The organism is Bacillus haimaensis, from assembly GCF_048270625.1.
GTDB lineage: Bacteria > Bacillota > Bacilli > Bacillales > Bacillaceae_I > Sutcliffiella_A > Sutcliffiella_A haimaensis.
This window is the reverse complement of the sequence record NZ_CP158164.1, coordinates 2824677-2848458: the sequence shown is the minus strand read 5'-3', so window position 1 is coordinate 2848458 and position 23782 is coordinate 2824677. Positions and strand designations below refer to the sequence as shown.

The 23782-nt window shown below is 41.2% G+C and carries 23 protein-coding genes and 2 riboswitches; of the genes, 14 read left to right on the top strand and 9 right to left on the bottom strand.

Annotation, left to right across the window (positions count from 1 at the left end):
* The first annotated feature begins 512 nt into the window (after positions 1 to 512).
* The 7 genes from ABN702_RS14445 (at position 513) to ABN702_RS14415 (ending at position 6610) form a co-directional block, all read left to right on the top strand.
* Positions 513 to 950, top strand: a complete 438-nt coding sequence (locus ABN702_RS14445) for a DUF6376 family protein (RefSeq protein ID WP_417897508.1) — start codon at positions 513 to 515, stop codon at positions 948 to 950.
* Positions 951 to 993: 43 nt separating this feature from the next.
* Positions 994 to 1632 carry a protein kinase family protein gene (locus ABN702_RS14440; protein WP_417897507.1) on the top strand — a complete coding sequence of 213 codons (639 nt, stop codon included), beginning with the start codon at positions 994 to 996 and terminating at the stop codon, positions 1630 to 1632.
* A 128-nt stretch (positions 1633 to 1760) separates the two neighbouring features.
* The gene (locus tag ABN702_RS14435; RefSeq protein WP_417897506.1) at positions 1761 to 2285 is read left to right on the top strand and encodes an RNA polymerase sigma factor; all 525 of its coding nucleotides are present in this window, start codon (positions 1761 to 1763) and stop codon (positions 2283 to 2285) included.
* Positions 2278 to 3492, top strand: a complete 1215-nt coding sequence (locus ABN702_RS14430; RefSeq protein ID WP_417897505.1) for a DUF4825 domain-containing protein — start codon at positions 2278 to 2280, stop codon at positions 3490 to 3492. Before ABN702_RS14435 ends, ABN702_RS14430 begins: the two co-directional genes overlap by 8 nt.
* A 467-nt stretch (positions 3493 to 3959) precedes the next feature.
* On the top strand, positions 3960 to 5279 hold the full coding sequence (locus ABN702_RS14425) for a hemolysin family protein (protein WP_417897504.1): 1320 nt from the start codon (positions 3960 to 3962) through the stop codon (positions 5277 to 5279).
* 360 nt (positions 5280 to 5639) lie between these two features.
* Positions 5640 to 5789 (top strand): hypothetical protein, encoded by a 150-nt coding sequence (locus ABN702_RS14420; protein ID WP_417897503.1) that lies wholly within the window; start codon positions 5640 to 5642, stop codon positions 5787 to 5789.
* A gap of 185 nt (positions 5790 to 5974) precedes the next feature.
* Positions 5975 to 6610 carry an FMN-dependent NADH-azoreductase gene (locus ABN702_RS14415; protein WP_417897502.1) on the top strand — a complete coding sequence of 212 codons (636 nt, stop codon included), beginning with the start codon at positions 5975 to 5977 and terminating at the stop codon, positions 6608 to 6610.
* Between the two features lie 45 nt (positions 6611 to 6655).
* On the opposite strand, the gene ABN702_RS14410 is transcribed toward ABN702_RS14415, so the two are convergent.
* Complete coding sequence (locus ABN702_RS14410; RefSeq protein ID WP_417897501.1) at positions 6656 to 7903, bottom strand: hemolysin family protein; 1248 nt, start codon at positions 7901 to 7903, stop codon at positions 6656 to 6658.
* A gap of 287 nt (positions 7904 to 8190) precedes the next feature.
* On the opposite strand from ABN702_RS14410, the gene ABN702_RS14405 reads away from it, so the two are divergent.
* Positions 8191 to 9303: an FtsW/RodA/SpoVE family cell cycle protein gene (locus tag ABN702_RS14405; RefSeq protein ID WP_417900919.1), complete on the top strand. Its 1113-nt coding sequence runs from the start codon at positions 8191 to 8193 to the stop codon at positions 9301 to 9303.
* A gap of 69 nt (positions 9304 to 9372) precedes the next feature.
* Positions 9373 to 9852, top strand: a complete 480-nt coding sequence (locus tag ABN702_RS14400) for a hypothetical protein (RefSeq protein ID WP_417897500.1) — start codon at positions 9373 to 9375, stop codon at positions 9850 to 9852.
* 68 nt (positions 9853 to 9920) lie between these two features.
* Here the strand turns inward: ABN702_RS14400 and ABN702_RS14395 are convergent, their stop codons facing one another.
* The 3 genes from ABN702_RS14395 to ABN702_RS14385 all read right to left on the bottom strand — a co-directional run bounded on the left by ABN702_RS14395 (position 9921) and on the right by ABN702_RS14385 (position 12774).
* Positions 9921 to 11240: a TrkH family potassium uptake protein gene (locus ABN702_RS14395; protein WP_417897499.1), complete on the bottom strand. Its 1320-nt coding sequence runs from the start codon at positions 11238 to 11240 to the stop codon at positions 9921 to 9923.
* A gap of 3 nt (positions 11241 to 11243) precedes the next feature.
* On the bottom strand, positions 11244 to 11900 hold the full coding sequence (locus ABN702_RS14390; RefSeq protein ID WP_417897498.1) for a potassium channel family protein: 657 nt from the start codon (positions 11898 to 11900) through the stop codon (positions 11244 to 11246).
* 80 nt (positions 11901 to 11980) lie between these two features.
* Positions 11981 to 12126: riboswitch (cyclic di-AMP (ydaO/yuaA leader) on the bottom strand.
* 153 nt (positions 12127 to 12279) lie between these two features.
* Entirely contained in the window at positions 12280 to 12774 is a 495-nt protein-coding gene (locus ABN702_RS14385; RefSeq protein ID WP_417897497.1) for a hypothetical protein, read from the bottom strand.
* A 150-nt stretch (positions 12775 to 12924) separates the two neighbouring features.
* Between ABN702_RS14385 and ABN702_RS14380 the strand changes: the two genes are divergently transcribed.
* The 5 genes from ABN702_RS14380 (at position 12925) to ABN702_RS14360 (ending at position 17736) form a co-directional block, all read left to right on the top strand.
* Entirely contained in the window at positions 12925 to 13656 is a 732-nt protein-coding gene (locus tag ABN702_RS14380; protein ID WP_417897496.1) for a DUF3784 domain-containing protein, read from the top strand.
* 24 nt (positions 13657 to 13680) lie between these two features.
* Complete coding sequence (locus ABN702_RS14375; protein WP_417897495.1) at positions 13681 to 14634, top strand: calcium/sodium antiporter; 954 nt, start codon at positions 13681 to 13683, stop codon at positions 14632 to 14634.
* 12 nt (positions 14635 to 14646) lie between these two features.
* Positions 14647 to 15462, top strand: coding sequence for an undecaprenyl-diphosphate phosphatase (locus ABN702_RS14370; protein ID WP_417897494.1), 816 nt, complete (start codon positions 14647 to 14649; stop codon positions 15460 to 15462).
* Positions 15463 to 15640: 178 nt separating this feature from the next.
* Positions 15641 to 16198 (top strand): tyrosine-type recombinase/integrase, encoded by a 558-nt coding sequence (locus tag ABN702_RS14365; RefSeq protein WP_417897493.1) that lies wholly within the window; start codon positions 15641 to 15643, stop codon positions 16196 to 16198.
* Positions 16199 to 16215: 17 nt separating this feature from the next.
* Positions 16216 to 17736 carry a potassium/proton antiporter gene (locus ABN702_RS14360; RefSeq protein WP_417897492.1) on the top strand — a complete coding sequence of 507 codons (1521 nt, stop codon included), beginning with the start codon at positions 16216 to 16218 and terminating at the stop codon, positions 17734 to 17736.
* Positions 17737 to 18139: 403 nt separating this feature from the next.
* Here ABN702_RS14360 and ABN702_RS14355 read toward each other — a convergent pair whose 3' ends face one another.
* The 5 genes from ABN702_RS14355 to ABN702_RS14335 all read right to left on the bottom strand — a co-directional run bounded on the left by ABN702_RS14355 (position 18140) and on the right by ABN702_RS14335 (position 23561).
* A complete protein-coding gene (locus ABN702_RS14355; protein WP_417897491.1) occupies positions 18140 to 19309 on the bottom strand; it encodes an IS256 family transposase in 1170 nt (389 codons plus the stop codon).
* A 410-nt stretch (positions 19310 to 19719) separates the two neighbouring features.
* The gene (locus ABN702_RS14350) at positions 19720 to 20244 is read right to left on the bottom strand and encodes a hypothetical protein (protein WP_417897490.1); all 525 of its coding nucleotides are present in this window, start codon (positions 20242 to 20244) and stop codon (positions 19720 to 19722) included.
* 138 nt (positions 20245 to 20382) lie between these two features.
* Positions 20383 to 21912 carry an NCS2 family permease gene (locus tag ABN702_RS14345; protein ID WP_417897489.1) on the bottom strand — a complete coding sequence of 510 codons (1530 nt, stop codon included), beginning with the start codon at positions 21910 to 21912 and terminating at the stop codon, positions 20383 to 20385.
* 27 nt (positions 21913 to 21939) lie between these two features.
* Positions 21940 to 22530 (bottom strand): xanthine phosphoribosyltransferase, encoded by a 591-nt coding sequence (locus ABN702_RS14340; RefSeq protein WP_417897488.1) that lies wholly within the window; start codon positions 22528 to 22530, stop codon positions 21940 to 21942.
* Positions 22531 to 22671: 141 nt separating this feature from the next.
* Positions 22672 to 22773: riboswitch (purine riboswitch) on the bottom strand.
* A gap of 167 nt (positions 22774 to 22940) precedes the next feature.
* A complete protein-coding gene (locus ABN702_RS14335; RefSeq protein ID WP_417897487.1) occupies positions 22941 to 23561 on the bottom strand; it encodes a hypothetical protein in 621 nt (206 codons plus the stop codon).
* Positions 23562 to 23782: the final 221 nt, after the last annotated feature.

Genomic DNA, 23782 nt, shown 5'->3' with positions numbered 1-23782 from the left:
AACAAATGAATTCATCCCAAAGGGGAGTAGCTATACAATAAAGTCGTCATTACGGGATTTTTAGTCCTCGGCTTTGTTGGCAACGTCAAGTTGTTTGCGAGACCTTTGTCAGTACTAGCATTCTGGCAAAGGTCTTTTCTATTCCAAGAGGCCTTCTACCAGAAAAATGGTAGAAGGCCTCTTTTCTTTTTAGAAAAATTGAAGATTAATCTAAAAACCCCGCTTAGCTGTTGATTGGAGCAATAGGCGAAGACCCCACAGGGCAATGCCCGAGGAGGCTCCAGCACCGCCCTCCGGAAAGCGCAGCCTAGTGCGGAAATCAACAGCGGTGTTCAAAGGGGCATTTGGGTTTGGGCAAAAGATCAAAGGAGGGGAAAAACGATGATAAAAAAGTTAGTGAAAGCACTGATTTTGAAAAAAGGAGCCAAGATTGCCAAACAGAAAGTATTGCCTGTTGTGATGAAAGAAGTAAAGAAAAGAATGAAGAAATAATATAATAGGAGTGAATGGACATGAAAAAATTATTAGTGATTGTTGCAATTATCTCATCGGTACTTCTCAGTGGCTGTTCTCTTTTGGAAGAGGTCAATAATTCGCTGGAATACGCGAACAAAGCGACGGAACATATCAATACGTGGCAGGACTTCGGTCAGGAGGCACCTCAAATGATCCAGGAAGCTGCGACTAATCCTGAGACTAAGCAAGAGTTGGAAGCGGAGTTAAATGCCCTACTGGAGGAAATTGACGAATTCAACAAGACAGAACCGCCAGCTATTGCGGCAGATCTGCACCAGCAAATAGTAGAAAAGAATGAAGCTTTAGAAGAAATCATCAATAATGCGATGGTAAACGGGGAGTTGGCTTTAGAGGAGCTTCAGAACTCTGAGCTGATCACGACAATCAATGAAATTACAAAGCTGATGAACTTGGTGGAGGACTTGGGGAACTAACCTTCTTCCTCCCAAAGCTTCTTAAGAGAGTGAGAGGTTTAGAATGAGACATAACACCGAGCTCCTGCAATCTTATGATGCACTTGCAAAAAGTGTCGTGTTTGTTCACGGTAATCAAGGAACATCCTTGGTGGATTATAATAAAGAGGAATTAACTCCAATAGGTTATGGGAGAAGCGCATATGTATTTAAAATTAGCGGGTCAAACAGGGTACTTAAAGTTTTCTACCCGCCTTTTGAAGACATTGCAACAAAAGAAGCAGAAATTTATCAAATCCTAAAAGGAATTTCCTATTATCCAACTCTTTATGATGATGGAGAAAACTATCTTGTCATAGATCATATAGAGGGTTTGACACTTTTTGAATGTCTGGTTCATGGCAGGAAAATGAATGAGCGCCATGTGGAGCAGATAGACGAAGCTCTCGGGATGGCAAGGGAAAGAGGCTTGAACCCCTCGGATATCCATCTGCACAATATCATCATCACCCCCACAGACGAGGTGAAGCTGATAGATGTGGCACGATTCAGACAGGAGAAATTCTGTACACAGTGGGAAGATATCAAAACAGTATTTTTCAAGTACTATAAAAAAAGGTATTTCCCGAAAAAATGGCCAGCCCGAGTACTGTACTTCATTGCAGCTTTATACAAAAAGAAACTGTTGACCAGATTCTATTAGAAAGGAAGCATTTCTCCAATAACGGGAGGTGCTTCTTTTTTGTTTATCAAAAAATTATTACCTAAGTGCGATAAAATGGAGATGGATTCGTCTATATAATTAGAAACTGCAAGATACGGGGGAAGAGGATGTCAGACAAACAAGTCATTTCCAAATGGTTTTATGAATATAGCGATGATATTTATCAATTTTTACATTTCCGATTAAATGCCAAGCAGCATGACATAGAAGATCTTGTACAGGAAGTATTTATTCGGGCGTTAAAAGGTCTTTCCCATTTTAAGGGGAATTCGAGCCCGAAAACCTGGCTTTTTTCAATTGCAAGAAATGTTGCAATTGATGAAGGCAGAAAACGGACAAGAGACAGATGGAAATGGTTTCTTTCCTTTGACGATAGCCACCAGGAGTCCCACCACACGGAGCTGACACCAGAAGATATTCTTACTGACAAGGAAGAGCAGAGGGTCTTAATAGCTGCTATCCGATCTCTCAAGGAGTCGTATAAGGATGTGTTGATCATGAGGAGTATAAAAGAGTTTTCAATAGAGGAAACAGCAGAGGTGCTTGGTTGGAGTGAGAATAAGGTGCGATCGACACACCACCGTGCCAAGGCAGCCTTACAGCAGAAGCTAGGAGGAGATCACCTTGAATAGAAGAGAAGATCAATTGGTTCAAAAACTCAGAGGAGTCTCAAAACCACGAATGTCCACAGAAAGAAAAGAACAAATCCATGATAGACTGATGAGTTATGAAATCCGTAAAGAAAAAGGAAGCTGGTTGAAGAATTTGAAGGGAATAACTGCAGTCACGGTAAGTGCGATTGCTGTCATGATTTTGACCTTTACTATTTTTAAAGGCGAAGAAGGTGGCGCACCAAGATCATCACATCCAAATGATGACTATATTACCGAACTAAGTAAAATAAATTTGCATGATGAATTTTCATCCACGACCAACTATGTAGGCGACAATGGGGCTGTTACTAGTATGGCGTATTTACTGCCAGGAAATGATGCAGAAAGGACATTCGAGCTTCAGACGAAGGAAGAACCCTATGAGATCAGGATTTTTTATTCATTGGAGGAAGAACATGAGGCTTTTACAGAGGAAAATCTGCCGGAAACTTTACTCTATGATGCAACAGCATATTTCACCTTTTTTCATAACCTTGGGATCCTTACTATTCACTATGAGCCTGACAGTGTAAGGGGGGGAGAGGGGACTTTTACCATCACACGTGAACAAATGGAAGATTTTTATGGTCAGGACCTTACAAATTTTAAGGAAGAAGAGGCAGTTTGGAAAAGTGAAGTGGTGGAAAAAGTGTTGAAGGATGAATCCAAGATTGTAAAGTTCTATGAAAGTATTGAAGCGTGGGAGCCAACTTTTGATTTACTTCAGGAAGCTGTGGAAACAACCTATAGAAGAAAGGGTTCCGATGCTGAAATTTTTGTAAAGCTTACAGCACCGTCTCTATCAAGTATGGTTTATTGGAGGAAGTATGAAGAGGATTTTCAATACATTCTAGCAAGATTCGAGGGAAGTGAAGGAACCTTTGTATATAATGAAGAACATATAGATAGTATGAGTGGAGGGTACCCTCTCTGGGCACAAGCAACTGAAATTGATGGCATTCCAGTCATCTGGGGCACCATTCCATTTGACCGAGAGCCGGTCCATGAGGTTGTGTTGGATTATGGAAATGGAATAACGGACAAAGTGGAGGTAGTCAATCGGAGTTTTTTAATTGAAGCGAACCAACTCAAACACTATAATCCTAAGCTTGGCTTGTATGAGCAGGTAAATGAGGTTTATGGTGTGGATGAAATTGGGGAAAGAGTGACACCAAAGATAAATTAATGATTTTTGCAGGCATGCGGGTTGGAGTTTTATTTTAACTGCTTACTTGTTTTATATTGGTCAGGTAAAGGAAGTTCAGAAATTCTAGGAAGGGTCGAGCGGGGAAATTGAGGTCATTTGACATCTCCCCCGCATTTTAATATTATTAACTTAGTAGTTTAAGAGTGAAACTATTACTCTGCAACAGAGTTTATAAAACTCCAAAGGGGAGTAGCTAACAGTTATGTCGTCAATCCGTGATGTGCGATACATCGCCGGCCTAACTGGCAACATTCATGTTGTTTGCGAGACCTTTGCCTATTCGGTAAAGGTTATATAGATGGAAAACCTTTACTAATAAGCTTGGTAAAGGTTTTTTTATGTAAATAGGAGGGAAGCACCATATAATATGTAAAAAGTAATTTATTCATTGGAAAGTAAAAATTAAAATTTCACGGAGGTGAATCCCTCAAAATAGAGGGAACCAATTGGACAGTATAACGATTATAAACTTGCTTTTAGTAGCTTTGTTAATTGCACTAACGGCATTCTTCGTAGGATCTGAGTTTGCAGTAGTTAAAGTACGTATGTCTCGAATCGATCAATTGATAGCAGAAGGAAACAAGAAAGCGGTTAGGGCAAAAAAATTGATCCATGATCTGGATTACTATTTATCAGCCTGTCAACTGGGTATTACAGTAACAGCATTAGGTTTAGGTATGTTAGGTAAACCGACAGTAGAAGCCCTTATTTATCCTTTCCTTGAAAGTCTCGGAGTATCACCTTCCATGATAAGTGTAATATCATATGCAGTAGCCTACTCACTAGTAACATTTTTACACGTTGTAGTAGGGGAACTTGCTCCAAAGACTTTGGCTATACAATATGCTGAGAAAATGACACTGCTATTTGCTTCACCACTATATTGGTTTGGTAAGCTGATGTATCCATTCATATGGACTTTGAATGGTTCAGCGCGTATCCTGCTTCGTATTTTTGGTGTGCAGCCTGCAAATCATGAACAAGCTCACTCAGAGGAAGAATTGAGAATTATTATGGCGCAAAGCTTTGAAAGCGGAGAGATTAATCAGACAGAACTTTCCTATATGGAAAATATTTTTACATTTGATGAAAGAGTTGCAAAGGACATTATGGTCCCTCGAGTTCAGATAATCACTTTATCACAAGCGTTTACCCGTGAAGAGATTATTGCCATCCTTGATGAGCACCAATATACCCGCTACCCTGTTACTGATGATGGGGATAAGGATAGTATCATTGGATTTGTGAACGTGAAAGAAATGCTGACAAGCATTGCAGCAGGTCGTGAAGGCCAATTAAAAGATTTCCTTCATGAACTTCCACTTATTCACGAGTACACTTCTTTGCAGGATGCCCTATTAAAGATGCAGGAAGAGCAGGTTCATATCGCGCTTGTTATTGATGAGTATGGGGGTACAGCTGGTATCCTTACAATGGAAGATATTCTTGAAGAAATCGTTGGGGAAATCCGCGATGAGTTTGATGCAGATGAAGTTCCAGAGATTGACCAGCATGGTGAAGGTCTATATCATATCAACGGACGAGTATTGCTTTCGGAAATCGAAAATGAATTTGATATCATATTCGAAGAGAGCGAGGATATTGATACAATCGGCGGGTGGATTCAAGTACAATTGCAGAATGCCGAAGAGGAGAATGTTGATACCTTCGAGCATGATAACAACACCTGGACAATTCTTGAGATGGAAAATCACCAGGTAAAGCAGGTAGCCTTGCAGCTAGGAGCTTTATCTGAAAATAGATGATATTAAGGTCAGAGCCCCGTTTTCATGGAAAACGGGGCTTTTTTGTATAGTGGTAGGTCATGAAAAGTTGCGTAGTATGTCGTAATATGCGGTTTATCGATATCCACCATGTTTTCGTGGATATAATGACATTTTCATTGATAAAATATTTTTTTCGTTGATATCGCCCACGGATTCGTGGATATATTAAAATTTTCGTGGATATCCACAAGAGAAAATGGTCCAAAATTATCTACTTTGGAAAAATGGGTAAAAAATCACATCTTTTCTGAAAAAAATACCAAAAACACCTTTCGTAATGATGGAATTCATTTTACAATAAAGTATATACTAACCATTACAAAGATGGAGGTGAGTGGAATGGAAAATAAGCCTAATCACTATGATGGCAGCGTTCAAGCGGTAATCGGGAATCAAGATCCTTTATCGGAAAATGAAACGTTGATCGTAACGGATGAAATGAGAAAGAATATTGCAGCTAATCCGTTTGTACTACAAAATGAGGAATAATTGGTAGGGATTTGTCTTTTGGGCAAGTCTTTTTTTTATATAGAAACAAATAACTTGCATCTGAAAGATATATTTAATATTATTATCTCGAATTAAAAATAAATTCATTCAAGATAGTTGTTAATTTTTGCGTTTTAAGGCAAACTAAACTATCAAATTTCTTACATGGAAGGGATAGATTTAAAATGGCTAAAGTTTTATACATCACGGCACATCCGCATGACGATACACAATCCTACAGTATGGCGGTGGGAAAAGCTTTTATTGATACGTACAAGGAAGCAAACCAGAGTGATGAAGTAATTCATCTTGACCTATATCGTGAGAATATACCTCAAATTGATGTTGACGTGTTCAGTGGATGGGGAAAGCTTCAATCCGGAAAAGGATTTGAAGAGCTGTCCGAGGAAGAAAAAGCGAAGGTCAGCCGTCTTTCGGAACTGACCGAGCAATTTATTGCTGCAGACAAGTATGTGTTTGTTACACCGTTATGGAATTTCTCATTTCCTCCAGTTATGAAGGCGTATCTCGATTCTGTATCAGTGGCTGGAAAATCGTTTAAATATACAGCGGAAGGTCCTGTTGGTCTACTAACGGATAAAAAAGCCCTTCACATTCAAGCGCGCGGCGGAATCTATTCCGAGGGTCCTGCTGCAGGAATGGAAATGGGACATCGTTATTTAACTGTTCTCATGCAATTCTTTGGCGTTCCATCATTTGAAGGCCTGTTTGTCGAAGGACATGCCGCAATGCCTGATAAAGCACAGGAAATCAAAGAAGATGCGATTGCACGTGCAAAGGATCTAGCTCATACGTTCTAAACCCAAAAGAAAGGAGCCAACTGATATATTGGCTCCTTTCTTCTTTTAATGGGAATCAGTTGGCTTCTTGATTTTCTTTGTGACTTTCACCTGCTTTAGCACATTATCCTCCATGACAACCACTTCAAAATGCAGATGGTGGTATACCATTGTTTCGCCAACCTCAGGGATATGACCAATTTCTTTAAAGAAAAATCCGGCAATCGTATCCTCGTCTTCAGGTACCTTCGTTTTGAAAACTTCGTTAAAACGTCTGATTGCTATCTTCCCATGGCAGATGATCTGATTTTCAGTCAATTCATCAATCAGTATGTCGCTGTCTTCATCTGTTTCATCTTCAATTTCCAATCCAATCATCGCCTCAATGATATCCTCATGGCTAATAATACCCGTTGTTCCTCCATATTCATCAATGACAATGGCCAAGTGCTTCTTTTCCTTCAGCATCATCTTGAACACTTTTTCAATATTGGTGGATTCAGCTACGAAAAGGGGGCTTTTGTCCATAAAATCCCTAATAGTCAAATCTGGTTCAAGGGACCAGTTGAGCAGCAATTTTGCATGAAAAACACCTACGATATTATCCATATTATCTTTATAGACTGGATATCTGGTATAGCTACTATCCATGACAAAATTCCTGGCTTCTTCAAATGTCACCTCACAGGGCAGACCATGAATTTCGATTCGTGGGGTCTTCAGAGCATCCCGGACATCTTTTGTATGGAAATCGATAGCGCCTTTGATTATTTGGGATTCTTCCTGATAAAAGGTTCCTTCCGTTAATCCGATGTCCACCATGGTCTTCAGCTCTTCTTTTGAAAGGGTGGCTTCTTGGATCATTCCCCTTGAAAGCATCCTGATAACAGAGTTGGTGAAAAGGGAGAGGAGAAATATCAATGGTTTCAGAACGATTAGCAATACGGAAATCACAGGTGATACTATGTAAGCTACGCGGTTGGCAAACGTTGCTGCGATGGACTTTGGCAGCACTTCTGCAAAAATAATGATGACCACCGTCAATATGGCAGTCGCAACTCCGATGTTGACTTCATATTGGATCGCTATCAACGTAACGAGTGTAGGAAGCATGATGTTGGCTATGTTATTACCGATGAGAATGGCGGTAATGAATTCATCAGGCTTTGAAATCAGCTTCAACAGTTTTTTTGAACGTGGATCATTGTTCTCCGCCTGTGTATGTACTTTCATCTTATTTACGGCGGTCAAGGCTGTTTCACTGCCCGAGAGAAAAAACGATATAAAAAGGAAAAATAATAATGCAATAATCAAGTTTGTTGCCTCCTAAGATATAATAGTAGTAATTTCCCCATTCCCTTATAAAGAATACTTTCTTTTGGCTAAAACTACATATATAAAATGATAGTAAAATGATTGACTACACCCCGATACTCGAATATGATTTATTCGATAAGAAAACAATACAGACTGTAGGTATGTACTATATTATTAGATAATAATAGATGAAGTGATATTATACTAATTATTTGCTGAAAATGGAGTAGAAGAATGTGGATTATAAAGATAAACAACAATTAGATGTCACGCTCATTTTTTTGATGATCATGATGGTGCTTGCAAGCTTAATTGCACTCGATAGTATTGAACCGACCTTGCCTAAGGCGCTGCAAGGTATAAATTTCATGGAAAAGCAGCTTGTCTGGTTTTTGGTAGGAACAGTCGGGATAGGCATATCACTGCTTATCCACTTTGATTACCTTCGAAATCTTGCATGGATCACTTATGGAATCGGTATCTTCTTTTTAATAGGATTGGAATTGAACTTTCCGGGTACGCTTGAAATAAAAGGTGCAAGAAGCTGGTACAGTATCCCGGGCCTTGGGAATATCCAGCCTTCTGAATTAATGAAAATAGCGCTTATTCTGGTATTAAGTAAAATAATTGCAGACCACCGCACCAAATACGAGAATCCTGAAGTGAGAGATAGTTTTTATCTTCTTTTCAAGATGGCTGCTGCCTCCCTCGTGCCTGTCCTTCTTTTGATGAGGCAACCTGACATGGGGACAACCATGGTGTACCTCTCCATTATTGCTGCTTTGGTATTGGTGTCAGGTATACGCTGGAGCATTATTGTTGGACTTATCTCCATCGGCGTGGGCTTTGCCGCAATATTTATCTATATTTTCATCCAGTTTCCTGAGTTTTTTCATACGTATTTCATTCCTGAATATCAGCTTGACCGATTCTATGGCTGGCTGAATCCATATGAATATCAGGATGAACAGGGGTTCCAGTTGGTTCGTTCCCTGCTGGCGATCGGATCAGGCGAGTATACGGGTGCCGGATATGGCTCGATGAATGTCTATCTTCCTGAAGCACATACCGACTTTATCTTTGCCGCTATTGCCAATCAGTTCGGGTTTATGGGGACGACGGTCGTATTATCGCTGTTCTTTCTGCTATTGTATAAGATTACATTCGTTGCCTTGCAATGCCATGATACCTTTGGCAGTTATCTTTGTACGGGAATCATTGGGATGATTACGTTCCAGGTCTTCCAAAATATCGGGATGACAGTTGGTCTCTTGCCGATTACGGGTATTCCGCTTCCATTCTTCAGCTATGGGGGAAGTTCGCTCCTAACCTATATGATTGCGATAGGTATTGTATTGAATGTTCAGTTGAGAACCCGGAAATATGTGTTCGCATAATCTTTTTTGAGAAACAATGATCTAATGTTATAATGGTGCAATGTTTAAATATATCTTCTTGGAGGCATTATGTTAACTTTCGAACAAAAACTTGCAATTATCGAATCCTTTCCGGAGCTAGAACGTAAAGACGTATCTTTGAAACGTGTCAATTTTCAATTCGAGGAAAGCTTGAGTGACAAGAAAAATGTAGTGTATCACCTGCATCCAAACGGCAATGGATTTGTTTATGCCAAGGGGATCAAGGGATATCGGACGGATGAAAAAGGCATGGTCAATATCCGCGAATTTTCCGAAGAAGAGTTAAAAGAGGTTATCGGAAAAGCAATCGAGGTTTTGAGTGTGGAAACCAACCCGGAAGTGTCCGATGAAGCGGAGGCTTTTGAAGATGAGAAGTGGGCGAATGACGAAAATCAGACGCTTATGCTGGTGTTAGAGGATGATATGTGGAATGTCTACGCAGGTCCAAACTTGGACGGTACTTTTCCTTCCTATAATGAAGCAAAGCAGTATCTGATTGAAGAAGGATTCAGAAAGCGATTCTATTGAGGAATCGCTTTTTTGATGTGAAAATCCGATACAAAAAAATGCTCCCGGCAAAGGGAGCATTTTTTTTATCATCCTGTCAACAGATCTTCGTTAGGGTAGCGAATCTTAGCACGGGCTGGTTTTGCCAGGGAATAGGCAAGGGTCAGCGGACCGAGCTTCCCAAGCAGCATGATGAAAATGATGACCGCTTTTCCAATTTGGGTGAGATCAGCTGTGATTCCCATGGAAAGTCCGACAGTTCCGAAAGCGGAAACCACTTCAAATAATAATAGAAGAAAGTCCATTTTTTCTGTGATCGTTAAGATGAATAAAGATAAAAAGACGAATAGAAGACTGATGATCGTGATTGCAAGCGACTTAAACACATATTTTTCATGGATGGATCTTTTAAAAAGGACAATTTCCTGTTTGCCTTTTATAAAGGTGATGACCGCCAGAATAATAATGAGAAAGGTTGTGAGCTTTATCCCCCCTCCGGTTGATGTGCTTCCTGCCCCAATGAACATCAGCAGTATCATAAATAGGATGGATGAACTCTCCATCGCCCCTATGTCAATTGAATTGAATCCGGCTGTCCTTGTTGTAACCGCTTGGAAATAGGAGGCCCAGAGTTTCTCCATAAAGGTCAGATTAGCTAATGTGTCCGGGTTGAAGTATTCCAGTGAAAAAATGACAAGCATGGCCAACAGGTTGATCCCAAGTGTCCCAAACAGCATAATCTTCGTGTGCAAGGAAAGCTTCCTGAATTCTTTTGTGTACCATAAATCCGTAAGAACAGTGAATCCAATCCCTCCAATGATAAAAAGGAAGGATATGACGATATTTATTACAGGATCTCCGACGTATTGGGTCAAGCCGTCGGCCCATAAAGCAAATCCAGCATTGTTAAAGGCAGAAATGGAGTGAAAAATACTCAAATAGATGCCTTGTCCCCACCCATATTCCGGTACCCAGCGATAGGACAATAAGAGTGCAGCTATTCCTTCTATCAACAAAGAGAAGATGACAATCCTTCGAACAAGGAGAATAATCCCCCCTACAGAAGTCTGATTCAATGCTTGTTGCAGAAGCAATCTTTCCTGAAAACCGATTTTTTTGCCGAGCATCATGAAAATGAGGACGGCAAATGTCATGATTCCGATCCCGCCCAATTGAATTAAAGCCATGATGATGACCTGCCCAAATACTGTATAAACGGAAGCGGTATCCACCACAACCAACCCTGTGACTGTCATGGCTGACATGGCAGTAAACAAGGCATCGATGAATGATATGCGCTCGGTAGTGGAAACCGGGAGCATAAGCAGAATGGATCCGATAAAAACAAAAACGATGAAAACGAGAATGAGCAATTGAGGCGGACTCAGTTTAATACTCAGGTTACGCATGCTTTACACTCCAGTCTCCTCAAAACGGTGGATATCTTCATTTCTTCCTAGAATGATCATCAAATCTCCTTGGCGGATCACTTCATCTGCCGCCGGAGAAAGAATGATGTCACCGTCTCGCTGTATTCCAATCAAGGTACAGCCATACTTTGCACGTATATCCAGCTCCATCAAATTCCTATTTGCAACCTTTTGGGTTGCATATAATTCTGCAATACAATGGTTATCCGAAAGCTCGATGTAGTCGATAATTTTATCGGAGACGACATGGTGAGCAATTCTTTTTGCCATATCGCGCTCCGGCTGGATGATGCGGTCGACTCCAATTTTTTCAAGAACCTTTTGGTGATATTTATTGTTTGCTTTTACCCACACTTTTTTTAGTCCCATCTCTTTTAACAGGAGGCTACAGAGGATGCTGGATTCGATATCATCCCCCATGGATACGATAGCGTGATCGAAGTTCCGTATGCCAAGCGAATTCAGAGTGGCCTCATCGATTGCATTGGCTTGTACAGCATGGGTCGCATAAGGACTGATCTTATTGATGTTTTCCTCGTCTTTGTCGATTGCAAGCACCTCAACACCCAGAGTGGAAAACTCTTCTACGATGCTGCCTCCGAATCGTCCTAATCCAATTACGACAAACTGCTTTTTCATGATAGTTCCTTCTCCCTTTGAACATAAAAAGACCATTCCTTGACAACACAAAGAATGGTCTGACTCGTTCATAAATTAGACCCTTCTCTCAATAAGCTTACGAGGTTAGCTGTCGGATTAGAGGATGAGAGTCCTCTTCGCATGTCTGCGATTCACCCCAAGATAATGAAAAAGTCCATTATCAATATGGTTCCCCCGCTCTTAAAAGATTAAGCAATAGGTTTATATGTTTCTGTATGATGTATTATAATTTACTCCCCTTTTTCTTGTTCGTCAATACGTTTTTTTTGTAAATTTTTTATGAAGAAAGAATCAGGTATTAGGTTTGGGAACATAAAAAAGACCTCTCCACGATGTGGTGGGAGGCTAAGAGTGAGACTTACTCCTTGGAACTGCGGATTTTCCGTTGGTAGAAGATGAAGATCGGAAGAGGAATGACGATCCAGCCGAAGCTTTTAATCAGTGTGTTCCAGGCTCTTTCCTTGTTGCGCTCTTTATCCTGTTTCACCACCATATCGTACTCCTTAAGCAAGTCCTCTTCGTCTATTTCCGGGGTGGAAATCGGTTTTCCGTTTTCATCATATTTGGTCTTGTTGGCAATTTTCATTTCCTTGTATTCCATAAAGCTTTGATAATAGCTTGGTGGCGAAACGATATCAGCGATTGCCATGAAGGCTGCGACACTACCTCCGATGGTCATCATTAAGGTCATAAATAGGATTAAATAGTAATATACCACTCTAATCATGCTTGCACCTCGACTTTTTTCTGAAGTAGTTTTTCTTGCATAGCTTCCTGCCATGAAAAGACAGATACCCAATAAAACAAGAATTAAAAATGGGATGAATAAAGCTGCTATACTCATGTTGATCATACAGTCCCCCTTTCTTACTATTAGGATATTGTGATATTAGGAGTAATAGACGCTCTGTAAAGTTAGAAACTTGCAAAAATTATTGTGAAAAGCATAAACTTTAAATGAGAAGATAGGTGTGTTCGGCAATGTATGAAAGGTGTGGGGCTAATGTGGACGTTATTTTTCATTCAATTTTCGGTTGCACTGATATTTTTAGGATTGGGATGGTTAATTCTTTTCAAAAAGGCATACGGACTTATCTCCAATTTCCATTCACGGCCTGAAGCAGAGAAAAAGCAGTTGATTCAAAATGGCTATCCTCAAAATGCAGGTAAAATGCTGATGGTTACAGGCCTGGGTATGCTGATCTTGATGCCTCTGCTATTCACGGATTTTGCCTACGCTTTGGAAGTTCAGATTGTTTTCATGCTTGTCTTGCTGCTCGGCGGGTTCATCTACCTGTCAAAGTATGAAGTGGCAGCAAAGAGGAAGAAAAGCTATTTCATCAGTTCATCCATATTCATCGTTACAATCGGGTTTGTGAGTGTTCTGACCTTTATAGGCTATCAGGATTTTCAGTTGGTGCATAAGGATGATACTTTTGAAGTAACTGGTGTCTACGGTGGTGAATGGCGCTATGAGGATGTACAAAGAGTGGAGCTTCTACAGGAAATGCCAAAGGTGGAAGTACGGAAAAATGGTTTTGGAATGCAGACGATGTCAAAAGGGCATTTTATAGTCAAGGGATACGGCAACAGCCTATTGTACATATATAAAGGAAATGCCCCATATGTGTATGTGGCAGTAGGAGACGAACACATATTCATTAATGCTAAATCGGAGTCCGAAACAAAAGAAAGGTTTGAGCAGCTCGTACAAAGGTCGAAACTTACCAACTAATACAAAGAAAAGGAATCGAATGTTATGACATATGTACTTCTTGTAGTAGGCTTTGCATTATTAATTAAAGGAGCGGATTTTTTCGTGGAAGGTGCGTCCAAAATAGCATCTCTTCTGCGAGTTTCTCCGCTCTTGATCGGACTTACCATCGTTGCTTTCGGGACAAGCTCTCCGGAGGCGACGGTCAGTATTCTGGCAGCCCTTGATGGCAGTGCCGAAGTTTCACTTGGAAATGTTATTGGAAGTAATATATTCAACATCACGCTCGTAGTAGGTATTACAGCGCTGATAAATCCCTTGAAGGTAGAGAGTGCCACTATCCGAAAGGAAATACCATTCACCCTGTTGGGAAGTATGGTATTGCTTGTAGTCATCAGTGACATTGCGTTACAGGGATTTAGTTCGAACCTGATAACGAGAAGTGATGGCTTTATTTTTCTATTGATATTCACGGTATTCATGTATTATATTTTCGAAGTTGCCAGAAATAATCGGGATCAAATGGAATCCGTTGAAGCAACAGAAAAAAGTCCTTGGGGAAAAAATGCAGTCAGAACCTTACTTGGTCTTGCCGCCATTATCTTTGGCGGGGAATTGGTCGTCCGAAACAGTACGGAAATTGCTGTCTCCCTTGGTATGAGTGAAACATTGGTGGGTCTGACAATTGTCGCTGTAGGAACATCCCTTCCTGAGCTGGTCACTTCCATAACGGCTGCAATAAAAAGGCAGAGCGAAATCGCCCTTGGAAACATTGTAGGAAGCAATATATTCAACATCCTCTTTGTACTTGGTGCATCATCTGTCATCGCCCCTTTACCCGTCAATAGTAAAATTTTTATGGATGTCTTTATTATGCTATTCCTGACTGTTGTGCTGCTAATATTTTCTCGTACAAGATACCGAATTGGTAAAATAGAGGGTAGTATCCTAGCCGTCGCTTATGTGTTATATTTAATTTTTATCATCTTACGAAATTGAGGTTTATTAATCATGGAAGAAATATTGTTGTTGTTTAAATATTTGCTTTTAGGTATTTTCCAGGGGATCACCGAGCCAATTCCCATTTCATCAAGTGGTCATGTAATGATTCTACAAGAACTGTTAGGTATGAGACTGGAAGGGTTGACATTTGAAATTGTCGTGAACTTTGCATCATTGCTGGCTATCCTGATTATTTATCGCGAATCCATCTCCCAGCTTTTCTTTGGTGCAACAAGGTATTTGGTTAAAAGGGATGAAGCGGATAAGGCTGATTTCCGATTCTCGGTATATCTTATTATTGCAACCATTCCAGCAGGTGTCATTGGCGTGCTGTTTGGTGATTGGATTGCTGCACAGCTCGATGATAACATTAAGATAATTGGAGTAACCCTTCTTGTAACAGGGGTTGCCTTGTTCCTGATCCGAAATCTGCGAGGCAGAAAGAATGATGCGGAGCTATCCCTAAAAGATGCCATCATCATCGGTTTGGCCCAGGCTGTTGCCCTGATTCCGGGAATCAGCAGATCAGGTGCGACCATTGTTGCCGCAATGGGTCTTGGCATGAAGCAGGAAACAGCATTAAAATTCTCGTTTCTGCTATTCATTCCTGTCAGTGTGGGAAGCATCATTTTAGCAGTTTCCGATCTCATTAATACCCCGAACCTAGGGGAACTTGCCCTGCCGTATACATTGGCATTCCTAGGTTCACTGGTTGCTTCTTATTTTTCTTTGAAATGGTTCATGAACATCATGGCAAAAGGGAATCTTGTTTACTTTTCCATCTACTGCTTTATCGTAGGAACTCTAGTAATACTATTTTTATAGATTGTAGGATAGAAGAAGCCTTTCATTTTAGGGGCTTCTTTTTTATGCTAATCAATAGACGGCTGATGTTAATTAAATTATCTAAAATTATTTATCTCGAAATGAGCAAATTAATAAAATGTTACATATACATATGCTATAATGGAGTTAAGTAACATTAGGGGGGTGTATTTTAGGAATGGAGTATGTGGAGGCCTTAAAGGATAAACACTATATACAAGCGATGAAAGAGTATCTTCTTAAGCATTCATTAAGGGATAACCTATTTTTTGTAATGGGTATAAATATGGGTCTTCGTGTAAGCGAGCTGCTTCAGCTTAAAGTTCAGGATGTGGTGGAAGGAGAGGAAAGCATCAAGGAGTTCTACTCAGGCAATGATGATTATTCTCCTTCCATCTATATCAACAATCAGGTAAGAGAGGCATTGACCTCCTATCTTCAAACAGTGGAGATGGAGCCGCATGATTATCTTTTTAAATCAAAAAAATGTGCATTACCCATAACTCGCCAGCAGGCGTATCGGATCATTAACCATGCCGCCAAGGAAGTAGGTGTGCCTGGAAAGGTGGGGACGCATACGCTCCGTAAAACATTTGGCTATCACGCTTATAAAAGCGGTGTTGCAATATCCATCCTTCAAAAGTATTTCCACCATACAACACCTTCTGAGACACTTCGATATCTGGGAATCAATAAAGCTGAAAACACATTGGTCAAGATTGATGTGAACTTATAGATTTAAGGGGGGAGACGATGATTTCTGGAGCATTTAATGTAGACTATTTTATTTTATTGATTGCAATGTTATTGATTGTTGGTGTCCTGACTACAAAATTCTCTGCCAGAATGGGTGTTCCTGCGCTTGTTCTCTTTATTATCGTGGGGATGGTAGCAGGTAGTGACGGACTTGGATTCATCTATTTTGATAATGCAAAATACGCCCAGCTTATCGGTGTATTTGCCCTTGTCATCATCCTGTTCGAGGGTGGTTTGCAAACCAAGTGGAAGATAGTGAAACCTGTCATCATCCCATCCTTATCATTGGCAACCTTTGGTGTTATCCTGACAACAACTATTGTTGCATTGGCTGCAAAGCTTATATTGGACGTGACGATGCTTGAGGCGTTCCTGTTCGGAGCCATCGTTGGTTCTACAGATGCAGCAGCCGTATTTGCAGTGTTGAAAGGGCAGAATATTAAAGAGCGCATGGGAGCGACCCTTGAGGCGGAGTCAGGTACCAATGATCCGATGGCTGTCTTCCTGACATTGGCATTCATCGAACTGATACTTGCACCTGAACCGAGCTACCTCGGATTTATCGGCAACTTTTTCTGGCAAATGGGTATCGGATTACTTCTTGGATTACTGTTAGGAAAGTTTGCTTCCTATGCCATCAACACGATTAATCTTGACTCGAGTGGACTATATCCGGTCTTTGCAATGGCGTTTGCGTTGCTCACTTATAGTGCCGCAGCATTAATGGGGGCAAGTGGCCTGCTTGCTGTATATGTGGCCGCTCTTATCATCGGAAATAGTGAACTGACGTATCGCCACTCCATCTTCCGTTTCAACGAAGGATTCGCATGGATGATGCAGATACTCATGTTTATCATTCTGGGACTATTGGTATTCCCTGGACAGCTGTTTCAATTGGATATTATCCTAAAAGGTCTGCTGATCTCCTTTGTCCTTATTCTTGTGGCAAGACCCGTGGCAGTATTCCTATCCACCATCGGTATGGATTTTGATACAAAAGAAAAGGTATTCCTATCATGGGCAGGTTTGCGCGGCGCGGTACCGATCGTGCTTGCAACTTTCCCGATGCTTGCAGGAATTCCGAACAGCCAACTATTTTTCAATGTGGTATTTTTCGTTGTATTGACATCCACCCTGGTTCAGGGATCCACCATCACCATGCTTGCTGCAAAGCTGAAGCTGATGGGTCCCAAGAAGGTTTCGCCACCTCATTCCCTGGAGCTCGTTTCCATTGGAAAGGCTAACGCGGAAATCATTGAGGTGGAAGTGGAGGACAATGCAAAAATCATCGGTCAGTCTCTAGCGGATATCAAGTTCCCTGAAAACACGCTGATCAATGCCATCATCCGTTCGGGCATACTTGTGACTCCATCTGGAGATACCGTCATTCGCGAAAAGGATTTTCTATATATATTAACTTCAAGAAAAAGTAAAAAGAAGCTTGAGGAGTTTTTGAAGGAAAAGAAAGCGGATGATGAGGATCATTATGGATCTGAGCAATTAAAAATGAAAATGTAGAGCATGAAGAGCCAGGTTTTCTCTGTGAGGGGGAGGACCTGGTTTTTTTAGTGGTTTTGGATGGAACGATGTCAGGTAAAGTGGTTTTGAGACCATGAAAACGTGAAGAAAGTGAATGGTGGTCTCAAAAAGCGATTTTGAGACCGCGAAAACGTGAAGAAAGTGGAATGGTGGTCTCAAAAAGTGGTTTTGATACCTTGAAAACGTGAAGAAAGAGTCAAGTCCTGGTTATTGTGTAAAATTGTAGGCAATGATTTCAACCCACTATTATTATTTTTTTGCGAAACTTCCATGGATTTTTTTCTTCATATCTGGGAAGGGATGTCAAAGGCTTTTCACTTTGACATCCCTTCCCAGATATGAAATTATCCATAATGGAAGTGAAGTAAAAAATGATTATGGTCTATCTACTAAGAAGTGTCTTTCTCTTCGAATAGATGGTTTCCTGATAGTACATTAGAACAGCACCAACTAAACGATAAGCAGATTGGGTATTCGGAAAAATACGAATTACCCTTTCTCTTCTGCGAATCTCTTGGTTTAATCGTTCTAAAGAGTTTGTGCTTCGGATGTGGCACCTGATATTTTGTGGAAAGCTCATATATTGGATGGTATCTTCGAAACCATCTTCAAAAATGGCAAGAGCTTTTTCAAACTTTGGCTCTGACCCAAACTGGCTCATCAATTCATCCTTAAATTGGCGAACATCTTCAATCGTGACAGCATCAAAGACTCGTTTAATCATCGTACGAATCTCAGCGGTATTCTTTTTAGGGAGTTTATTGATAATATTTCGTTTAAAATGAACATTACACCTTTGCCAGGCAGTTCCTATAAATTCGCGTTGTATTGCATTCTGGAGTCCTTGATGGGCATCAGAAATGACCAGTTTTGGAGACTGAAGACCCCGTGACTTGAGAAGTTGAAAGAAACGGCTCCAGCTCTCGAAGCTTTCAACATGGTCAACACTCAAACCAAGTATTACACGTGTGTTTTTCTCTGTAATTGCCGTCGCAACATAAACAGCTTTTGAGACAACACGGTGGTGTTCACGCACTTTTATATACATTGCATCCACAAAGAGAAAAGGGTAGTACGTTGTATTCAAGGGCCGCGTGGCCCATTCGTTAACTATAGGGTCAAGCTTCTGCGTAAGTGAAGAGATAAACGATTTGGATACATTTTTACCACAAAGCTGTTCTACTATATTGGTCACTTTCCGAGTGGAAACTCCATTAATGACCATCTCCAACATGGAGAGCACCAAGGCTTGGTCACACCGGGCATACTTTTCAAAAACAGAAGTAGAGAATTCCCCATTACGTGTTCGTGGAACCTTCAAAGTTATGTTACCAATGCTCATCAATAGTTCGCGATCGTAGTAACCGTTTCGGTAGTCACGGCGCTCAACAGCACGTTCATATGGGGCAGCATGTAAAAATTCATCCCTTTCCTTTTCCATAAACTCGTTCAACACCAATACAATAGCTGATTTAATCACCATATCAAGATTGGAATTCATAATAGCTTCTTTTAATACGTCAACATTAAGGTTAAACTGTAATTGAGTCATCTTTATTCCTCTTTTCATTGTTTATCGTGGTTGAAAACAGTGTTGCCAAGAGTGAATAAAATGACTCTTTTTTTTTACACAATTATATGGACTTAATCGAAGAAAGTGGAATGGTGGTCTCAAAAAGCAGTTTTGATACCATGAAAACGTGAAGAAGATGGAATGGTGGTCTCAAAAAGTGGTTTTGATACCACGAAAACGTGAAGAAAGTGGAATGGTGGTCTCAAAAAGTGGTTTTGAGACCATGAAAACGTGAAGAAAGTGGAATGGTGGTCTCATACCTACTATAACTCAAGAAGACCAGTTCAATTGCACTGGTCTTGTTGAGTTATATTTTCAGAATTTTAAAATAAGAGATATTTTTTGTGTAACTTCTATGCTTCTCCATACCTTGCTATATATTCAACGAGTTAGTTGGGACTCTCTATATTTCCATAACTGTTCCCATAGCCTGGTCCGTATCCGCCGCCGAACCCAGGACCACCGCCGCCGAACCCGGGACCACCGCCACCGAACCCAGGACCACCGCCACTGAACCCGGGACCACCGCCGCCGAACCCAGGACCACCGCCGCCGAACCCGGGACCACCGCCACCGAACCCAGGACCACCGCCAGCGAACCCGGGACCACCAAAGCCAATTCCAGGGCCACCTCCATAACCAGGGAAGCCACCATATCCAACGGGATACCCTCCGTATCCTCCACCGAATGGCCCGCCAAATTGATTAAAAAGTGCACTGCCGACAAGCCCTCCGACTAATCCACCAATTAGAGGAAATCCAAATCCGCCAAATCCACCGATTCCGCCAGGACCACCAAAGCCGCCAGGACCACCAAAGCCGCCTGGGCCACCAAACCCACCTGGGCCACCAAACCCTAATCCTCTAGAACGGAAAGCCAAGGGAGATGGACCATTCCAACGATGTGCTATCATAATTCTCCTCCTCTCGCGTAGGTCTACTTGGTATACTATGTACAAATGTCCAATCGGTGCCCGACCAATGAACACTCCTCTTAAATCAGCAAAAAACAGCTCCTCTTAGAAAAGAGAAGCTGTCAGGTACCATTCAGGTTAAGAAGCGATATGCTGTTGTTTTACTAGAATCTTTTTGTCGGCCTTCACTGTACTGGAAGCATGCTGATAGGCGCAATAGACCAGGAACACAGAGACAAGCATATAGCCGAGCGCAAACTCCGGTGAAGCGTTGAATGCAAGCTTAGGTGCATGCATGAAGCCAACGAAAGAAAGAAGTGCTCCAACAAGTGAAAAGACGGCAGCTTTTCTGAACTGCTGATCGATTACATAAACTGTGATGGAGCCTATCACAATTGCCGTAAACATCGCCCCTTGACCGAGTGGAACGATTCCTTCAGAAATGCCTGCCACCACTTCTCCTGCAGCATTATTGAAGCGTGTCATCACGTAGTTGGCAAAATAAGGGAGCGTTGCAATTGCCACTGCTGGGAAGTATTTTTTCTCATTGGATTGAAAGGCTGTAGCCACCATGGATATTCCGACGAAAACAAGAATCGGAGCAACGGCTGCTAATGGAATGATGGCGGCCATTGCAGCGATGACGCCTGTTACCGCTGCTACGCCAAAGACAAGGGCATTCAGGATGCTGTAGCCTCGACCTGCTCCCATCCATTTCGAACCGACTGTTGCGATATATACGGTTGTAGGGAATAGTCCACCGAATACTGCGCCAAGCATGGTTCCTACCCCATCCACAGCCTGACATTCACGCACGTCATAGGAATCTCCTGTAGCTGCCATGGCATCAACATTGTTCATCGTTTCAATTGCATTATATAAAGTGATTGGTAGAATGATGGCTAACAGGCCGATTAGAGCACCGAACAAGTAAGTCATTCCATCAAATGCTGCAAGTGTTGGCAATAATGGATAAAAGCCGATATTTGCAAGGCCTTCACTTATTTTTCCGGGAGATTGATAGCCCAAAGTGAAAGCAAGAATGGTACCGATGATAACTGCAAATAAAGAGGATGGGATATTGAACGGCATGGACATCTTTCCGACAACCCCAACGATGATAATGACGAGTGCAACCAGACCCACTACAGGGATGGAAAAGGTGTTGAACAGCATTTCCCCTGCTATAAATGTCAAGGCAACCCCTGCAAGGGCACCAAGCATCGCTGCTCTAGGAAGCTGATTACGGACCCAGTTGCCTGTAAAGCTTACCAGGGTTTCCACAAGTCCACTCAGGAAAGCTGCTCCCACTGCAATTTTCCATGCAAGTTCAGGATCATTGGTCAGTGTTTTGGCTGGAACGAGAACACCAAATAAAAAGACGAACATGACTGGTGTACTTATCCCATAAGAGAGGGCGGTCACATCGGTCCGGCCTTCTTTTTGTGCAAGACGGTTTGCCATGTAAGCATAATAGAGATTTCCGACCATCACGGCTACTGCAGCACCAGGAATGACTTTTCCGAATACAATGCTTGCAGGAAAGCCCAAGCCTAGCATGGTAACAGCGATGATGACGAAATTTGCCAGGTTATTTTGAAAGAGCGCAAAAAATGCATCTGTGTCTTCTTTTTTATACCAAGGGTAGTTTACCGTTTTTGTGGACATGCACAATACCTCCAAATAGAAATTTTATTAGCTATGGACAGCGTCCTTCTGAAGAAACGTAACGGATTCATTGTCCAAGCTTTCAATCCTTGCCAGCGATTCAACACGGTAGCCTGCTGATTCCAGCTTTTCTCTGCCAGGCTGAAAGGATTTTTCTATGACAATCCCAATACCTGCTACAGTTGCACCAGCCTGTTTCACTACATCAACCAAGCCAAGTGCTGCCTGACCATTTGCCAGGAAATCATCAATGATCAGGACGGTGTCATCCTCATGCAGAAATTCTTTGGCAACGGTAATTTCACTAGTTTCCTGTTTAGTGAAGGAATAGACGCTGCTTGTATAGAGATTATCCTGAAGAGTAAGTGATTTCTTTTTTCTGGCAAAAACCAGTGGTGCATTAAGCTCATGAGCGGCGAAGAAACTCGGTGCGATTCCTGATGATTCGATCGTAATGACCTTGGTGATACCACAGTCATTAAATCTATGTGCAAATTCCTTTCCAATCTCGATCATTAAACCGGTATCTATCTGATGGTTTAGAAAGGAGTTAACCTTCAGTACCCCACCTGGAAGAACAGTGCCTTTTTCTTGAATGGCTTTTTTCAAAGCTTCCATCTCGTTGCCTCCTAAAAATGAATAAATAAAAACCCGAAAGCTGGTTGGCACTGTACTACAAGTGACCACCAAGACTTTCGGGTTTATTAATGGAAAATAAACAATACAAGCGCAGCAGGGAATGACTGTTGCTGACTTGTACCATGTCAGGGTATCACCCGTAGTCAAGCCATTTACGGTAGCTTGGTAGAGACTTGTAGGCCATATTCCCACTATTATACGAGTTTCTAATATGAATTTGTTTGGATTATGTAGCGATTATATCGGAAAATCAGAAAAAAAGAAACCCCTGAAAAGTAAAAAGCGAATTAAAATATAAAATATAAGTAAAATAATTCGGTTTTTGCGTAAGTAGGAAAAGTGGATAAGAAAAAAACGCTCCAGTGAGAAAGAATCACCGGGAGCGTTTTTTACGCATCAATCGCATCTTTAAGCTTTTTCATTTCCATCATCAAGTCTGCTTTTTCCAGCTTGTACTCTTTTGCAATGTCGCGGAAGGATTGACCATCTTCCTTTTTCTTCAGAACATCCTTCAGCTCCACTCCTGCAAGCTTTGAGACAATGGAAGCTTTTACGAGATTATGAAGCTTTGCACCATCTTCAAGGTAGCCATTCAACTCCGCTTCCTCTTTACCAAGATAAGTTGCCAAGTAGGGCATTACCTTGTCTTTATTTTTCTCCAGATAGAGATGGTGTTTCTTCCAGTCATGATGATGCTTTACTTTAGTTGGGTCCAGGCCAAAATGAGTGGCCGTTTCTTGCCATGACTTACTGTTTTGATGGAATGCAAGAATCTCTTCCGCCTCGACATTTGCTTCTTTGGAAAGCTTCAGGGCAACAAAGATATCATGCTTGGAGTAGCCAAGTTTGATTAATTCTTCCATCTTTTCTTTTTCTCCGGCTTCCCATTCCATTTTATGTTTATGATGCTCTGCTGGGTGATTGGCGTGATCCTCAGCATGGACCATAGAGTATGCTCCGACAGTTGATAAAAGCCAGCAAGTAATCAAACTGAATACTAATTTCTTCAACAGATACCCTCCTTAAGATTTATCTTTCTTAACTTGTCCAAATTATATTAAAAAATGCAATTATTTCCTTATTCTCATAGTACTTTTCTCATCTGAGGAAAATCGTCAGTGGGAATCACGAATAAAAGTCCAAATAGAGTTGCAACTTTCCCAATAGCTACCGAAGAAAACTTGTTCTATGATAGAAGATGAGGCTATAGAACTAAAAAAAAGTAATTTTT

Excerpts from the sequence above, each read along its gene's own strand:
- ABN702_RS14415 (WP_417897502.1), top strand. The coding sequence starts at position 5,975 with ATGGCTAAAGTTTTATACATCACGGCACATCCGCATGACGATACACAA.
- ABN702_RS14345 (WP_417897489.1), bottom strand. The coding sequence starts at position 21,912 with ATGTCCACAAAAACGGTAAACTACCCTTGGTATAAAAAAGAAGACACA.
- ABN702_RS14400 (WP_417897500.1), top strand. The coding sequence starts at position 9,373 with ATGTTAACTTTCGAACAAAAACTTGCAATTATCGAATCCTTTCCGGAG.
- ABN702_RS14390 (WP_417897498.1), bottom strand. The coding sequence starts at position 11,900 with ATGAAAAAGCAGTTTGTCGTAATTGGATTAGGACGATTCGGAGGCAGC.
- ABN702_RS14340 (WP_417897488.1), bottom strand. The coding sequence starts at position 22,530 with ATGGAAGCTTTGAAAAAAGCCATTCAAGAAAAAGGCACTGTTCTTCCA.
- ABN702_RS14375 (WP_417897495.1), top strand. The coding sequence starts at position 13,681 with ATGACATATGTACTTCTTGTAGTAGGCTTTGCATTATTAATTAAAGGA.
- ABN702_RS14365 (WP_417897493.1), top strand. The coding sequence starts at position 15,641 with ATGGAGTATGTGGAGGCCTTAAAGGATAAACACTATATACAAGCGATG.
- ABN702_RS14370 (WP_417897494.1), top strand. The coding sequence starts at position 14,647 with ATGGAAGAAATATTGTTGTTGTTTAAATATTTGCTTTTAGGTATTTTC.
- ABN702_RS14350 (WP_417897490.1), bottom strand. The coding sequence starts at position 20,244 with ATGATAGCACATCGTTGGAATGGTCCATCTCCCTTGGCTTTCCGTTCT.
- ABN702_RS14405 (WP_417900919.1), top strand. The coding sequence starts at position 8,191 with ATGATCATGATGGTGCTTGCAAGCTTAATTGCACTCGATAGTATTGAA.
- ABN702_RS14395 (WP_417897499.1), bottom strand. The coding sequence starts at position 11,240 with ATGCGTAACCTGAGTATTAAACTGAGTCCGCCTCAATTGCTCATTCTC.
- ABN702_RS14380 (WP_417897496.1), top strand. The coding sequence starts at position 12,925 with ATGTGGACGTTATTTTTCATTCAATTTTCGGTTGCACTGATATTTTTA.
- ABN702_RS14360 (WP_417897492.1), top strand. The coding sequence starts at position 16,216 with ATGATTTCTGGAGCATTTAATGTAGACTATTTTATTTTATTGATTGCA.
- ABN702_RS14435 (WP_417897506.1), top strand. The coding sequence starts at position 1,761 with ATGTCAGACAAACAAGTCATTTCCAAATGGTTTTATGAATATAGCGAT.
- ABN702_RS14355 (WP_417897491.1), bottom strand. The coding sequence starts at position 19,309 with ATGACTCAATTACAGTTTAACCTTAATGTTGACGTATTAAAAGAAGCT.
- ABN702_RS14385 (WP_417897497.1), bottom strand. The coding sequence starts at position 12,774 with ATGATCAACATGAGTATAGCAGCTTTATTCATCCCATTTTTAATTCTT.
- ABN702_RS14420 (WP_417897503.1), top strand. The coding sequence starts at position 5,640 with ATGGAAAATAAGCCTAATCACTATGATGGCAGCGTTCAAGCGGTAATC.
- ABN702_RS14440 (WP_417897507.1), top strand. The coding sequence starts at position 994 with ATGAGACATAACACCGAGCTCCTGCAATCTTATGATGCACTTGCAAAA.
- ABN702_RS14445 (WP_417897508.1), top strand. The coding sequence starts at position 513 with ATGAAAAAATTATTAGTGATTGTTGCAATTATCTCATCGGTACTTCTC.